The sequence below is a fragment of the Streptomyces canus genome (assembly GCF_030815415.1).
In the GTDB taxonomy this organism is placed as follows: domain Bacteria; phylum Actinomycetota; class Actinomycetes; order Streptomycetales; family Streptomycetaceae; genus Streptomyces; species Streptomyces canus_F.
On record NZ_JAUSWW010000001.1, the window covers coordinates 7440948 to 7455220 of the forward strand.

Annotated in this window: 13 protein-coding genes; 7 read left to right on the forward strand and 6 right to left on the reverse strand. The window is 70.7% G+C overall.

Annotation, left to right across the window (positions count from 1 at the left end; translation table 11 throughout):
* The first annotated feature begins 468 nt into the window (after positions 1-468).
* From QF037_RS34380 to QF037_RS34405, 6 genes are all read left to right on the forward strand, one after another.
* Positions 469-1425 carry a TraR/DksA family transcriptional regulator gene (locus QF037_RS34380; protein WP_307032029.1) on the forward strand — a complete coding sequence of 319 codons (957 nt, stop codon included), beginning with the start codon at positions 469-471 and terminating at the stop codon, positions 1423-1425.
* A gap of 61 nt (positions 1426-1486) precedes the next feature.
* Positions 1487-2086: a signal peptidase II gene (lspA, locus tag QF037_RS34385; RefSeq protein ID WP_307032030.1), complete on the forward strand. Its 600-nt coding sequence runs from the start codon at positions 1487-1489 to the stop codon at positions 2084-2086.
* Between the two features lie 77 nt (positions 2087-2163).
* Positions 2164-3108, forward strand: coding sequence for an RluA family pseudouridine synthase (locus tag QF037_RS34390; RefSeq protein ID WP_307032031.1), 945 nt, complete (start codon positions 2164-2166; stop codon positions 3106-3108).
* On the forward strand, positions 3105-3575 hold the full coding sequence (locus QF037_RS34395) for a GNAT family N-acetyltransferase (RefSeq protein WP_307032032.1): 471 nt from the start codon (positions 3105-3107) through the stop codon (positions 3573-3575). The genes QF037_RS34390 and QF037_RS34395 overlap by 4 nt, the downstream gene beginning before the upstream one ends.
* 109 nt (positions 3576-3684) lie before the next feature.
* Positions 3685-5271: a Na+/H+ antiporter gene (locus QF037_RS34400; RefSeq protein WP_307032033.1), complete on the forward strand. Its 1587-nt coding sequence runs from the start codon at positions 3685-3687 to the stop codon at positions 5269-5271.
* A 68-nt stretch (positions 5272-5339) separates the two neighbouring features.
* Complete coding sequence (locus QF037_RS34405) at positions 5340-6080, forward strand: SDR family NAD(P)-dependent oxidoreductase (RefSeq protein WP_307032034.1); 741 nt, start codon at positions 5340-5342, stop codon at positions 6078-6080.
* A 337-nt stretch (positions 6081-6417) separates the two neighbouring features.
* Here the strand turns inward: QF037_RS34405 and QF037_RS34410 are convergent, their stop codons facing one another.
* Complete coding sequence (locus tag QF037_RS34410) at positions 6418-7530, reverse strand: mechanosensitive ion channel family protein (RefSeq protein ID WP_307032035.1); 1113 nt, start codon at positions 7528-7530, stop codon at positions 6418-6420.
* Between the two features lie 107 nt (positions 7531-7637).
* Between QF037_RS34410 and QF037_RS34415 the strand changes: the two genes are divergently transcribed.
* The gene (locus QF037_RS34415; RefSeq protein WP_307032036.1) at positions 7638-8207 is read left to right on the forward strand and encodes a dienelactone hydrolase family protein; all 570 of its coding nucleotides are present in this window, start codon (positions 7638-7640) and stop codon (positions 8205-8207) included.
* A gap of 2 nt (positions 8208-8209) precedes the next feature.
* Here QF037_RS34415 and QF037_RS34420 read toward each other — a convergent pair whose 3' ends face one another.
* From QF037_RS34420 to QF037_RS34440, 5 genes are all read right to left on the reverse strand, one after another.
* Positions 8210-9199, reverse strand: a complete 990-nt coding sequence (locus QF037_RS34420) for a zinc metalloprotease (RefSeq protein ID WP_307032037.1) — start codon at positions 9197-9199, stop codon at positions 8210-8212.
* 167 nt (positions 9200-9366) lie between these two features.
* Complete coding sequence (locus QF037_RS34425; RefSeq protein ID WP_307032038.1) at positions 9367-11025, reverse strand: alkaline phosphatase D family protein; 1659 nt, start codon at positions 11023-11025, stop codon at positions 9367-9369.
* An 80-nt stretch (positions 11026-11105) separates the two neighbouring features.
* Positions 11106-11918 carry a thioredoxin domain-containing protein gene (locus QF037_RS34430; RefSeq protein ID WP_307032039.1) on the reverse strand — a complete coding sequence of 271 codons (813 nt, stop codon included), beginning with the start codon at positions 11916-11918 and terminating at the stop codon, positions 11106-11108.
* A gap of 78 nt (positions 11919-11996) precedes the next feature.
* A complete protein-coding gene (locus tag QF037_RS34435) occupies positions 11997-12689 on the reverse strand; it encodes a hypothetical protein (RefSeq protein WP_307032040.1) in 693 nt (230 codons plus the stop codon).
* 84 nt (positions 12690-12773) lie between these two features.
* Positions 12774-14099 carry a DUF2252 domain-containing protein gene (locus tag QF037_RS34440; RefSeq protein ID WP_307032041.1) on the reverse strand — a complete coding sequence of 442 codons (1326 nt, stop codon included), beginning with the start codon at positions 14097-14099 and terminating at the stop codon, positions 12774-12776.
* Positions 14100-14273 lie beyond the last annotated feature (174 nt).

Here is a 14273-nt window from a genome sequence, read left to right on the forward strand (position 1 = left end):
CACCGATGAGCCCCCTCATTGGGGTCGCGATGCCGGGTCTACCACCCCGCGTGGGGCTTCTTCCGGCGGCTCCGGGGTGATCTTCACGTCGCGCTCGCCCCCGGGCTTCCACCGTCCCCGGGTCGCTCTGGGCTGCGTACGCCGCTACTCGTCCCCATCCAAGCTTTTCGCTCCGCCCAGTGTACGGCGCCGCACGGACAGCGGCCGACCGCTTTTCCGGGCCCGGGGGACACGGACGTCGCACGGCGGGGAGTGACCCGAATGGAGCGGTACGCGTGTTCGGATTCTGGGACGCACGGCACGGCGGATTACCCGGCGGGGAGCTGGGCACAACGCATGCAGGTTCGGCGCGCCCCTGCGCGAGCCGGGCGAATCGGGCGGTGTGCCCCGTTGCCGTGGGACTCGAGTCGATTTATCGTCCCAGCACGATTCGCGTGCAAGATCACAATATGTGAAGGGGCCGCGGCCATGGTGGCGAAGAAGACCGCCGTACAGCAGTCGGCGTCGGGCAGTTCGGGGGCTGCCAAGGCCTCCGGTGGTGCGGCCAAGGACGTGGGTGGGAAGAAGAGCGCACAGGGGGGTGCCGAGGGGCGTGCCGCCAAGGCCGTGAAGACGGTGGCCGGCGCCGCGAGGAAGGCGGTGGCCAAGAGCCCCGAGAAGAAGACCGCGGCCAAGAAGGCCACGGCGTCCAAGGCGGCTCCCGCGCGGGAGGCCGTCGAGGAGGAGGGGTCCCAGAGACCGGCGGCCAAGAAGGCCGCCGCGAAGAAGACGGCGGCCAAGAAGTCGGCGGCCAAGAAGGTGACTGCCAAGAAGACGGCAGCGAAGAAGACGGCGGCCAAGAAGACCGCTGTCGCGAAGAGCACCTCCACGAAGAGTGCGGCCGGCAAGAGCACGGCCGAGAAGGCGGGCGCGGCGCAGGCCGCGAAGCAGACGGGAGCCACGACGGTGGTTGCGAAGAAGACTCCTGGCACGGCCACGGCGGCGCAGACCGCCGTCCCCAAGGCACGTCTCGCCGCGGCGGTGGAGCCGGGCGAGCTCGCGGTCCGCCCGGGCGAGGACCCCTGGACGCCGGAGGAGGTCCAGGAGGCGCGTACCGAGCTGCAGTCCGAAGCGCTGCGGCTGAGCTCCGAGATCACCTCGTCCGAGGAGTCCCTCGTGGGCCTGATGCGGGACTCCGGGGACGGCGCGGGCGACGACCAGGCCGACACCGGCACCAAGAACATCACGCGCGAGCACGAGATGGCCCTCGCGGCCAACGCGCGCGAGATGCTCATCCAGACCCAGCGTGCCTTGGACCGCCTCGACGCGGGTACCTACGGCCTGTGCGAGAACTGCGGCAACGCCATCGGCAAGGCGCGTATGCAGGCCTTCCCGCGCGCCACGCTCTGCGTGGAGTGCAAGCAGAAGCAGGAACGCCGGTACTGAGGGTGCGGTGGGGCGTGCCGTACCCTCGTCGTCAGTCAGGTACCTAGGTCGAGGGACACACGTGGCAGAGGCGGAGCGCATCATCGGTACGCCGGACTCCCCGGAGGGGGCGGAGACCGAGCCGGAGCAGTCGTCCGGTGCGGAGGGGCAGGCGAGCGCCGAGGCGCGGCCCAGGGGGAAGCGGCGGATCGCCGTGCTGTTCGCGGTCGCCACGTTCGCGTACGCCCTCGACCTGGTCAGCAAGATGATCGTGGTCGCCAAGCTGGAGCACCACGCGCCGATCGAGATCATCGGGGACTGGCTGAAGTTCGAGGCGATCCGCAACGCGGGCGCGGCCTTCGGCTTCGGCGAGGCCTTCACCGTGATCTTCACGGTGATCGCGGCCGCCGTGATCGTGGTGATCGCCCGGCTCGCCCGCAAGCTCTACAGCCTGCCCTGGGCGATCGCGCTGGGCATGCTGCTGGGCGGTGCGCTCGGCAACCTCACCGACCGGATCTTCCGCTCGCCCGGCGTCTTCGAGGGCGCGGTCGTGGACTTCATCGCGCCCAAGCACTTCGCGGTGTTCAACCTGGCCGACTCGGCGATCGTGTGCGGCGGCATCCTGATCGTGCTGCTGTCCTTCAAGGGCCTCGACCCGGACGGGACCGTCCACAAGGACTGACGGGCCGAGGGGTCCCGGCCGAGGGTTTTCCACAGGCTCGCGTCGGGGCCGTCGGCGCTGTCCTGCATACTCGTCGGGTGAGCCCGATTCCCGAGATCCGTACCCTGCCCGTGCCCGACGGCCTGGAGGGCGAGCGTGTCGACGCCGCCATCTCCCGCATGCTCGGCTTCTCCCGAACCAAGGCCGCGGAGCTCGCCGCCGCGGGGAAGGTCACGGTCGACGGGTCGGTGGTAGGGAAGTCCGAGCGGGTCCACGGCGGCGCCTGGCTCGAGGTGGAGATGCCACAGGCGCCGGCGCCCGTGCAGATCGTCGCCGAGCCCGTCGAGGGCATGGAGATCGTGCACGACGACGATGACGTGGTCGTGATCGTCAAGCCCGTCGGCGTCGCCGCGCACCCCTCGCCGGGCTGGAGCGGGCCGACCGTCATCGGCGGTCTCGCCGCGGCCGGCTACCGGATCTCGACCTCCGGCGCCGCCGAGCGCCAGGGCATCGTCCACCGGCTGGACGTGGGCACCTCCGGCCTCATGACGGTCGCCAAGTCGGAGCGGGCGTACACCTCGCTCAAGCGCCAGTTCAAGGAGCGCACGGTCGACAAGCGCTACCACACGCTCGTGCAGGGCCACCCGGACCCGACCAGCGGCACCATCGACGCGCCCATCGGCCGCCACCCCCAGCACGACTACAAGTGGGCGGTCACGGCCGAGGGCAAGCCGTCGGTCACCCACTACGACCTCATCGAGGCGTTCCGCGCGGCCTCCCTGCTCGACGTGAAGCTGGAGACCGGCCGCACCCACCAGATCCGCGTCCACATGGCCGCCCACCGCCACCCCTGCGTCGGCGACCTGACCTACGGCGCCGACCCGACCCTCGCCAAGCGGCTGCACCTGTCCCGCCAGTGGCTGCACGCCGTCCGCCTCGGCTTCGAGCACCCCGGGGACGGACAGTGGGTCGAGTTCGAGAGCGACTACCCGGCCGACCTGCAGAAGGCCCTGGACCAGGTCCGCGAGGAGACGTACGGATGAGCCTGCCGTCGTACGCGGTCCGGGTCGCCGAGGACCGCGCCGACCGCGAGCTGTGCTTCGCGGTGCGCAAGGAGGTCTTCGTCGCCGAGCAGGGCGTGCCGGAGGACCTGGAGTACGACGCGTACGACGCCGTCGCGGTGCATGTGCTGGCCGTGCGGGAGGACGGGGTGCCGCTGGGCACCGGGCGGCTGCTGTACGGCTCCGCGGCCGCGGAGAAGGTCGGCGGTGACCTGACGCTGGGGTCGCTCGGGCGGCTCGCCGTCACCCAGGAGGCGCGCGGACTGGGGGTCGGGGTCGCGCTCGTGCGGGCCATCGAGGACGCGGCACGCGCGCTGGGGCTGGCGGCGGTGGATCTGCACGCGCAGACGCATGCGCTGGGGTTCTACGAGCGGCTGGGGTACGAGGCCTACGGGGCGGAGTACCTGGAGGCGGGGATGGCGCACCAGGGGATGCGGCGCGCTCTGTAGCACGGGGTGTGCCCGGTGACACAGGGTACCGAAAACGCTGGTGGGAACCGGGGCGTGGCAGGCTTGAGGTCTGCCGTCCGAACGTCCAGAGCTCATCGGAGTGCTGACCGTGGATCAGTTGGCCCTGCTGTTCGTGCTGTTGCTCGGGGCCGTGGTGAGCGTCCCGGTCGGAGACCGGGTCGGGTTGCCGGCGCCGGTGCTGATGACCCTGCTCGGGATAGTCCTCGCGCTGCTCGACTTCGTGCCCAACGTCGAGATCTCGCCGGAGCTGATCCTGCCGCTCCTGCTGCCACCGCTGCTCTACGCCGCCGTACGGCGCACTTCCTGGCGGCAGTTCGCGGCCAACATCAGACCGATCTTCCTGCTCGCCGTGGCGCTGGTGTTCGTCACCACCCTGTGTGTGGCCGTCGTCGCGGGCGCGATCGTGCCGGGCCTGCCGATCGCCGCCGCCGTGGCCCTCGGCGCGCTGGTCGCACCGCCCGACCCGGTCGCGGCGACCGCCGTCGCCGGGCAGCTCGGGCTGCCGCGCCGACTGGTGTCGATCCTGGAGGGCGAGGGGCTCTTCAACGACGTGACGGCGATCGTGCTGTACCACGTCGCGATCGCCGCGGCCGTCAGCGGCACGTTCTCGCCCTGGCGGGCCGGCCTCGACCTGGTGCTGTCCGCCGTGGTCGCCGTCGTTGTCGGCCTCGCCCTCGGCTGGGGCGCCAACAAGCTCATGGACGTGCTCGACGACGCGACCCTGCAGATCGGCCTCACCCTCCTGGTGCCGTACGCCTCCTACGTAATGGCCGAGGAGCTGCACGGCTCCGGGGTGCTCGCCGTCCTCACCACCGCCCTCTTCCTCGCCGAGTACGCCACCGACGCCGACGACGTCCTCACGCGGCTCGCCGGGCACACGTTCTGGGACATCGTCGACACGCTGGTCACCGGCGTGGCCTTCGGACTGATCGGGCTCGAACTGCACAACGCCATCCGGACCGCGTCCGGGCGGTGGGGCGAGATGCTCGGCTGGGCGGCCGCGATCGTGGGGGTCGTCGTCCTCGTACGGCTGCTGTGGCTGTTGCCCGCGACCTGGGTCGCCAAGCGGCTGCACGCCAAGCAGGACTACGACGAGGAGATCCCGACGACCTGGCGGGAGACCGTCGTCATGTGGTGGTCCGGGATGCGCGGGGTGGCGTCCGTGGCGCTGGCCCTGGCGATCCCGCTGAAGACCGACGACGGGTCCGCTTTTCCCGACCGGGACGAGATCGTCTTCATCGCGTTCGGCGTCATCATGGCGACCCTCGTGCTCCAGGGGCTGACCCTGCCCTGGCTCGTGAAGAAGCTCGGCGTGAAGGCCGACACCGAGCGGGAGAAGGAGTTCGAGAAGACGCTGGCGATCCGGGCGGCCAAGGCGGCCAAGCGCAGGCTGAAGGAGATCGAGGAGGTCGAGGAGCTGTCGGAGGAGCTGACCGAGCAGCTGCTGCGGCGGGCGTTCGAGATCGGGGTGCGGATCAGCCCGGACATGGGGGACGAGGAGCGGCGGGAGGCGCACGAGCAGCGGGTGAAGCGACTGAGGCGGATCCGGCGGATCCAGAGCGAGATGATGAGCGCCGCACGGCACGAGGTGCTGGCGGCACGCAGTGAGCCGGGGGCCGACCCCGAGGTCGTGGACCGGGTGCTGAGGCACCTCGACGTGCGCAGTCTGCGGTGACCTTTCCGTCGTATGGCAGTCGTGTGAAGGGCGACGACTGTGCGGGCGGCCCTTCTTAGGGTGGGGGCATGTCTCGCAACATCGTGATCAGTGGTGGCGGTACGGGGATCGGGCTCGCGGCGGCGCAGGCCTTCGCGGCGGACGGGGACCGGGTGCTGCTGCTCGGGCGGCGGGCCGAGGTGCTGGAGAAGGCCGGGGTGCCGGGGGCGCTGACGTACGCGGCCGATCTCAGCGACACGGCGCAGGTGCGTGGGGTCGCCGGGTTCGTCGCCCGGGAGCTGGGGACCGTGGATGTGCTGGTCCACAGCGCGGGCGGGACCGGGCAGCTCGAACCGCCCGCCTCCGGTGACGATCCGCTGGATGCCGTGGCCCATGCCTGGACCGTCAACTTCCGGCTCAATCTGCTGACCGCGGCCCTGCTCACCGAGGCCCTGAAGGACCGGCTCGCCGAGCCCGGCGGGCGGGTGCTGTTCGTCAGCTCCATCGCCGCCTACCGGGGGTCCGGCAGCGGGGCGTACGCGGCGGCCAAGGCCGGGCTGCATCCGTACGCCCATGACCTGGCCCGGGAGCTCGGACCCCGCGGGATCACCGTGAACGTCGTCGCGCCCGGCTACATCGAGGACACCGAGTTCTTCGGGGCGGCCATCGACCCCGCCCGCCGCGCCCGGCTCGTCGCCGACACCGAGAACGGGCGCGCCGGGACGCCCGGGGACGTCGCCGGCACCCTGCACTGGCTGGCCTCGCCGGGCGCCGGGCACGTCACGTCGCAGATCGTGCAGGTCAATGGGGGTGCCGAGCGGGGGCGTTGATCTCGGCGAGGTGAGCGGGCCGGTGCCGGTGGGGCTGTCTCGTCCGTCGGCTCCGGTCGTCCGGTCGGCCCGTCCTTTCTGCCGGGGGTCCGGGGGTCGCCCCCGGGAGAATGCAGTACGTCGCAGATCGTGCAGGTCAATGGGGGTGCCGAGCGGGGGCGTTGATCTCGGCGAGGTGAGCGGGCCGGTGCCGGTGGGGCTGTCTCGTCCGTCGGCTCCGGTCGTCCGGTCGGCCCGTCCTTTCTGCCGGGGGTCCGGGGGTCGCCCCCGGGAGAATGCAGTACGTCGCAGATCGTCCAGGTCAATGGGGGTGCCGAGCGGGGACGGTGAGTGGCCGTCAGCGGCCCGTCCGCGGTGGCTCGTGGGCGCGGCGGGGGGCGCCGTCCGGGGTGGACGGGCGGCTGCCGTTGGTGCCCGGGGGCAGGGACGCGTCCGCCGTGTTGACGCGGGGGAGGGCGTGCGGGTGCTTTTCGGACAGCCACTGGATCATGCGCTCGCGGACCGTGACCCGGACCGTCCAGATGTCGTCCGCGTCCTTGGCGGTCACCAGGGCCCGCACCTGCATCGTGTTCGGAGTGGAGTCCGTCACGGTCAGGTCGCAGGCGCGGCCGTCCCAGGCGGGGCACTCGCGCAGGATGTCGCGGAGTTTCTCGCGCATCTCCTCCATCGGCGCCGAGTGGTCCAGATGCCAGTAGACGATGCCGGTCATCTGGGCACCGCCGCGCGACCAGTTCTCGAACGGCTTGGACGTGAAGTAGGAGACGGGCATCGTGATCCGGCGCTCGTCCCACGTCCGCACGGTCAGGAAGGTCAGCGTGATCTCCTCGACCGTGCCCCACTCGCCGTCCACCACGACCGTGTCCCCTATGCGCACCATGTCGCCGAACGCGATCTGCAGCCCTGCGAACATGTTGCTCAGCGTGGACTGCGCCGCGACACCGGCGACGATGCCGAGGATGCCGGCCGAGGCCAGCAGCGAGGCGCCGGCCGCGCGCATCGGCGGGAACGTCAGCAGCATCGCGGCGACCGCGACGACACCGACGACCGCGGCGACCACCCGTGTGATCAGCGTCACCTGGGTGCGCACCCGGCGGACCCGGGCGGGATCGCGGCTGGCGCGCGCGTAGCGCGTGTACGTCGTCTCGACGATCGCGGCCGCGATCCGGATCACCAGCCAGGCCGTCGCCCCGATCAGCGTCAGTGTCAGCGCCTGCCCGATGCCGACGCGGTGCTCCCGCAGCACCCGTGCCTCGTCGTACGCCCCTCTGAGCAGGGCCGCGCAGATCACCAGTTGGTAGGGGATGCGCCCACGGCGCAGCAGACCCCACAGCGGGGTCTCGTGGTGCCGTCCGTCGGCTTTGCGCAGCAGCATGTCCGTGGCCCAGCCGATGACCAGCGTGAGCAGAACCGAGCCACCGATCACGATCAGGGGGCGGAGTACGTTCTCCATGACCCCGAACCTAACCGGCCCGGGGCGGACATGAACATGTGACTTCGGCGGCGATGTGGGTACGGCCGCGGAACGGCACTGTCGTACCCGGCTGGCACCATGGCCTCATGAACATCATGCTCTTTCACTCGACCTACGGTCTGAGGCCCGCGGTGCGGCAGGCCGCCGACCGGTTGCGCTCCGCCGGGCACGAGGTGTGGACGCCGGACCTCTTCGAGGGGCATACGTTCGAGACGGTCGAGGAGGGCATGGAGTTCAAGGAGCAGGTCGGCAAGGACGAGCTGCTCAAGCGGGCCGTGCTGGCCGCCGCGCCCTACTCGGCGCGGGGCCTCGTGTACTCCGGGTTCTCGTTCGGCGCCTCCGTCGCGCAGACCCTCGCCCTCGGCGACGACAAGGCGCGTGGGCTGCTGCTTCTGCACGGCACCTCGGACATCGCGGCCAACGCGTCCGTGGACGACCTGCCGGTCCAGCTGCATGTCGCCGAGCCGGACCAGTTCGAGACCGACGACTGGCTGAGCTCCTGGTATCTGCAGATGAACCGCGCCGGCGCGGACGTCGAGGTGTACAGATACGCCGGGGCCGGCCACCTCTACACTGACCCCGGCCTGCCGGACTACGACGAGGAGGCCGCCGAGGCCACCTGGCGGGTGGCGCTCGGCTTCCTGGAGTCCCTCTAGGGTCAGCCCGCGGCGCGGTAGGCGGCCCAGTTCTGCTGCATGCGGGTCACCTGGCCCGAGGTGAACTGGTACATGCAGTCGTCGTACGTGTAGTCCATGAAGTTGTGGATCGGGTCGACGCCCGTCTTGTTGGTGCAGGTGTCGCGGCCGACCGGGCATTCGTAGGCGGCGCTCTTCTCGGCCGGGGTGTCGTCGACGTAGTCGCCCTTGCCGTTACAGCCGCCCTGGAAGGTGTGGTAGAGCCCCATCCAGTGGCCGACCTCGTGGGTCGCGGTGTCGCCCTCGTCGTAGTTGGTGGCCGAGCCGCCGGGCAGGGACGCGTCGAGGAGGACGACGCCGTCCATGGCGGGGCTGGACTTGTAGGAGCTGGGGAAGGTGGCCCAGCCGAGGAGGTCGTCGCCGAGGTTGGCGGTGTAGACGTTGAGCGCGTTCGCCCCGCCCTTGCGCAGGGCGGTCTTCATCGCCTTCTCCGCCGTGGAGCCGTAACCGACGTTGTACCAGGCCGCGTTGTCGGTGTAGTCGGTGCCGGCCAGCGTGAACTGGTAGCCGGAGTCGACGTTCCCGGTGCCCTGACCGGCGTAGGCCGCGTTCAGGACGTTCAGCTGGGCGCTGATGTCGGAGGAGCCGAGCCGGCCGGTCGCCCCGTCGTGGATGACGTGGAAGTACACCGGGATCGTCGTCGAGGCGGCCGCGGCGAGGCTGCGGCTGCCGGAGGACGGCAGCTTGTCGAGCTTCTGCCGGAGATCGGCGTCCATCGACTGGGCCTTCGCGGCGCTGATCTCGTTGGGTTCGGCGACGGTCCCGCCGTGCGCGGGACGGGCCTCGCGGGCCGCGGTGTGGGCGTCCGTGTCGGCGCAGTCGGCGGCCGGAGCCTGGGCCGCCGCGACTCCGGTGGGTGCCGACAGGGGAGTGAGCATCAGGGTTCCGGCCACAACGGCCGTGCCCAGAAGGCGTCTGCGTATAAGGGGGGATATCCGGGCAAGCGCACGCATGCTGACTCCTGGCTGATGCGTCGGGGAGAGCGGGCGCAGGGGTCTTCCTGGCCGCCGCCCGGGAGATTACGTGTACATGCTCAGCCTGTAAATGCTTTCTGACCGGGCGAGTAGCGCTTCCGTATACGAATGCGGCTTGCGCTACCCGCCGTTGGCCAAAAGGCGACTTACACGGGGTCGTACGTCCGCTCGACCTTCTGCGTGCCGCTGCGCGTGCGGTACGAACGGGCCCAGGACGAGGTCGCGTTCGCCTTTGTCTTGTCGGACAGCACGTAGTAGTCCATCTGCGCCCGCTCGGCGGTGATGTCCAGGACGCCGTAGCCGTGGCGGTCCGTGTCGACCCAGTGGACGTGCCGGTTGGCGAGCTGGATGACCGGCGCCGCGAGCGCGGTGACCGTGCCCTCGGGGACCTTGAGGATGTCGTCGAGGTTGTCGGAGGTCACCGAGGTCACGACGAACTCCGTGGCGGCCGAGGCGGACAGCGGGTACGTCCCGGCGTTCACCGGCACGTCGTTGGCCCACGCCATGTGGATATCGCCGGTCAGGAACACGGTGTTGCGGATCGCGTTCGCGCGCAGATGGGCCAGCAGCTCGCGGCGGTCGTCCGTGTAGCCGTCCCACTGGTCGGTGTTGAGGGCGAGCCCCTCCTTCGGCAGGCCCAGCAGCTCGGCGAGCGGTTTGAGGAGGTCCGCGGAGAGCGAGCCGATGGCGAACGGCGAGATCATCACGGAGTTGCCGACCAGCCGCCAGGTGGTGTCGGAGGACTTCAGCCCCGCCTTCAGCCAGTCGAGCTGGGCGCGCCCGGTGAGCGTACGGTCCGGGTCGTCGACCGAGCCGTTGCCGACGGCCACCTGCTGCGAGCGGAACGAGCGCAGGTCGAGGAGCGACAGGTCGACGAGCTTGCCGAAGCGCAGCCGCCGGTAGGTGGTGCCGGCGGTCGCCGTGCGCACCGGCATCCACTCGAAGTAGGCCTGCTTGGCGGCGGCCTGGCGTGCGGCCCAGGCGCCCTCCGTGCCCTCGGTGTGGTTCTCGGCGCCGCCCGACCAGGCGTCGTTGGCGAACTCGTGGTCGTCCCAGATGGCGACGACCGGAGCGACCGCGTGGAGCGCCTGAAGGTCCGGGTCGGTCTTGTAACGGCCGTGCCGGGTGCGGTAGTCGGCCAGCGAGAGGATCTCGTGGGCCGGCGCGTGCGGGCGGACGACGGTGTCGCGCGTCCCGTACTCGCCGGTGCCGTACTCGTAGATGTAGTCGCCCAGGTGCAGCCAGGCGTCCAGGTCGCCGCGGGCCGCGAGATGGCGGTACGAGGAGAAGTAGCCGGCCTCCCAGTTGGCGCAGGAGACCACGCCGAAGCGCAGGTTCGGCACGGCCGAGTCCGCCGCCGGCGCGGTGCGGGTGCGCGCCGCCGGGGAGTCGGTGCCGCCCGCCGAGAAGCGGAACCAGTACTCGGTGGCCGGCTCCAGGCCGCGGACGTCGGCCTTGACGGTGTGGTCAGTGGCGGCGGTCGCGGTCGTGGTGCCCTTGGCGACGACGTTCGTGAACGCCTTGTCCTTGGCGACGACCCAGCCGACCTCGGTGTCCGGGCCGAGCCCGGAGCCGGGTATCGCCTCGGCGGTGGGCGTCACCCGAGTCCACAGCAGAACGCCGTTCGGGAGCGGGTCGCCGGAGGCGAGACCGTGCAGGAAGGCGGGGGCCTCGGCGGCGCGGGCCGGGATCGCGGCGGCGAGGGGGCCGGCCAGTACCGCGCCGGCGGCGGCGGCCTTGACCACCGTACGGCGGCGCGGTGACAGGGAGTTGAGATGCTCGGATGCTCTGAATCTACTGGTCACGACCGATCAGGTTACTGATCGGTATGAACGAGAGCGGGCGAACCGGCAAAAGTTCGCCCGCTCTTGGGATGACGGTCGGGTCAGGCCTTGAGGGCCGCCTCGAGCGCCGTGTTGAAATCGGCCACCGTCATCGGCGCGTTCTTGCCGTCGGAACCGGTCAGCGCCTTGCCGTCCATCTTCAGCGTCGGGGTGCCGGTCACCCCGCTGTCGTCGAACGTCTTGGACATCTCCAGCGCCCACTTGTCGTAGGTGCCGTTCTTCACGGCGTTCTGGAACGTCTTGTTGTTCTTCAGGGCGTCGACCGTGTTCGCGATCTTGATGAGGTAGGCGTCGTCCTTGAACTTGTCGTCGGACTCTTCCGGGTGCCACTTCGTCGAGTACATCGCGGTTTTGTACTCGAGGAAGGCCTCGGGGCTGACGTTGAGCGCCGCGCCGAGCGCGCTGAGCCCGTTCTTCGAGCCCTCGCCGCCCAGGCCGTTGTCGAGGAAGGTGGCGCCGACGTACTGGATCTTGAACTTGCCGTCCTCGACATCCTTGTCCACGGTCGAGCCGACAGTCTGCTCGAACGACGCGCAGACGGGACAGCGCGGGTCCTCGTACATGACGAGGGTCTTCTTGGCGGTGCTCTTGCCGATGGTGACGGTCGTGCCGTTGGTGCCCGTGGTGTTGGCCGGCTTGACGAGCTTGTCGTCCTTGGCGGCCTCCCAGTAGTCCGGCTTGTTGCCCTGGACGACCGCATAGCCGATGCCGCCGGCTATCGCGAGGACGCCGACGAGGGAGCAGGCGACGATGACCTGCCGCTTGACCTTGTCGCGCTTGGCCTGGCGCTCGCGCTCCTGGCGCAGCCGCTCACGGGCCGCCGACTTCGACGCCTGGCTGTTCCGCTTGCTCATGGGTGATCTCCGTAAGGGGACGCGCACACCTCGTGTGCGGGATGCATGGGGGACTGGTGGTGCTCGGGTGCTGTCCGGTCAGGCGGAAGCGACCGGGCACGGCGGTCCACGCCGTCCCAGGGAATGCACGAGGATCCGGTCGCGGACGACGGCCGTACGACGACCGGGGTGCCGCGGGGCGCGGGCCGCCGGGGCCCGTCGTACCGCCACCGCGGCGACGGCCAGCAGGAGCGGCCGGAACGTGGTCGCCGTCACCGCGCCGACCACCTGGGCCAGGGCCCGCTCGCCGCGGCGCAGCCAGGCGGCGGCGAGGAGGCCGACGCCGATGTGCGCGCCGAGCAGCAGCCAGGCGGCCTGCGGGTCGACGTGGGCGAGGGCGCCCGCGAGGCGGTCGGTGTCGGTGCCGGTCACACGGGCCAGCGGGCTGCCGACGCTGCCGCCGTCACCGCAGAACACGTCCCAGCCGACCGAGCGCAGCGGACCGGTGACCGGTCCGCCCGCCGCGCCGTAACAGACGTGCTGGCCGGTGGTGAAGACGGTGTCGGCGGCCAGCTCCAGCGGCACCAGCAGGGCGGCGATCCGCCCGAAGCTCCGCTCGCGGCCGGCGAGGGCGTAGGCGAGGACGAACACGGCGGCCGCGACGAGGGCCACCGTGTTCAGCGGCAGCGGGACCCGGGACAGCAGCACGTGCGACGCGGTGCTGAGTGTCACGACGAGTGCCGTGAACAGCGCCGCGCGGAGCGCTCGCAGTCGGGTCCCGGATATGTCCATAGCGGAGGAGAGTGTGTCACGCGGGCCGGTAAGGGACCCCTAAAGGGTTCCTGTGAGCGGCCCTGTCGTTATCGATCGATTCGGTCAGAGGCCCGGAATGCGGCCGTTGCGGAACAGGTCGACGAAGATCTGGTGGTCGGTACGCGCGCGTGCCCCGTAGTCGTGGGCGAAGGAGACCAGCAGGTCCGCGAAGCCGTCCTCGTCGGCCGCGATGGCCGCGTCGATGGCCCGCTCGGTCGAGAAGGGCACCAGGGACTCGCCGGACTGGTCGTCCGCCGCCCCGTGCATGGTGGCGGTGGCCCGGCCGAGGTCGGCGACGACCGCCGCGATCTCCTCCGGGTCGTCGATGTCGCCCCAGTCCAGGTCGACGGCGTACGGCGAGATCTCCGCGACCAGCTGACCGGAACCGTCCAGCTCGGTCCAGCCCAGCCACGGGTCGGCGTGCTGCTGCAGGGCGCGCTGCGAGAGCACCGTGCGGTGGCCCTCGTGCTGGAAGTAGTCACGGATCGCCGGGTCGGTGATGTGCCGGGAGGCGGCCGGGGTCTGGGCCTGCTTGATGTAGATCACCACATCGTTCTCCAGGGCGTCGCTGTGGCCCTCCAGGAGGATGTTGTACGACGGCAGCCCCGCCGAGCCGATGCCGATGCCGCGGCGGCCGACGACGTCCTTCACCCGGTACGAGTCCGGGCGGGTCAGCGAGGTCTCCGGCAGCGTCTCCAGGTAGCCGTCGAAGGCGGCGAGCACCTTGTAGCGGGTGGCCGCGTCCAGCTCGATGGAGCCGCCGCCCGGCGCGAAGCGGCGCTCGAAGTCGCGGATCTCGGTCATCGAGTCCAGCAGGCTGAAGCGGGTCAGCGAGCGGGCGTCGCGCAGCGCGTCCAGGAGCGGGCCCTCGGCGGTGTCCAGCGTGAAGGGCGGCACCTCGTCGCTCTTGGCGCCGGTGGCCAGGGCGTGGACGCGCTCGCGGTAGGCGGCCGCGTAGATCTTGACGAGCTCGGTGATCTGCTCGTCGCCGAGCGCCTTGGCGTACCCGATGAGGGCGATCGACGCGGAGAAGCGCTTGAGGTCCCAGGTGAAGGGGCCGACGTACGCCTCGTCGAAGTCGTTGACGTTGAAGATCAGCCGACCGGTGGAGTCCATGTACGTGCCGAAGTTCTCGGCGTGCAGGTCGCCGTGGATCCACACGCGCGAGGTGCGCTCGTCCAGGTACGGGCCGCCCCGCTTGTCCGAGTCGAGGTCGTGGTAGAAGAGGCACGCCGTACCCCGGTAGAACGCGAACGCCGAGGCCGCCATCTTCCGGAACTTCACCCGGAACGCGGCCGGGTCGGCGGCCAGGAGCTCGCCGAAGGCGGTGTCGAAGACGGCGAGAATCTCCTCGCCGCGAGGCTCGTCGTTGAGCTGCGGTACCGACATCGCTGGGTGCCTCCTGGTGCATGTGTACGACAGCGTTTCTGTCGTCTCAACGGGCGGGGCGGGACGAAAGTGCCCGCGAAACCCTCGCTGTGAAGGTACGCGGGGCAGCCCCCGGAGTGTCAGTGCCGAGGCATAGACTTCGACGCTGTCCCCCAGAGTGTCCGTAACTGGTGG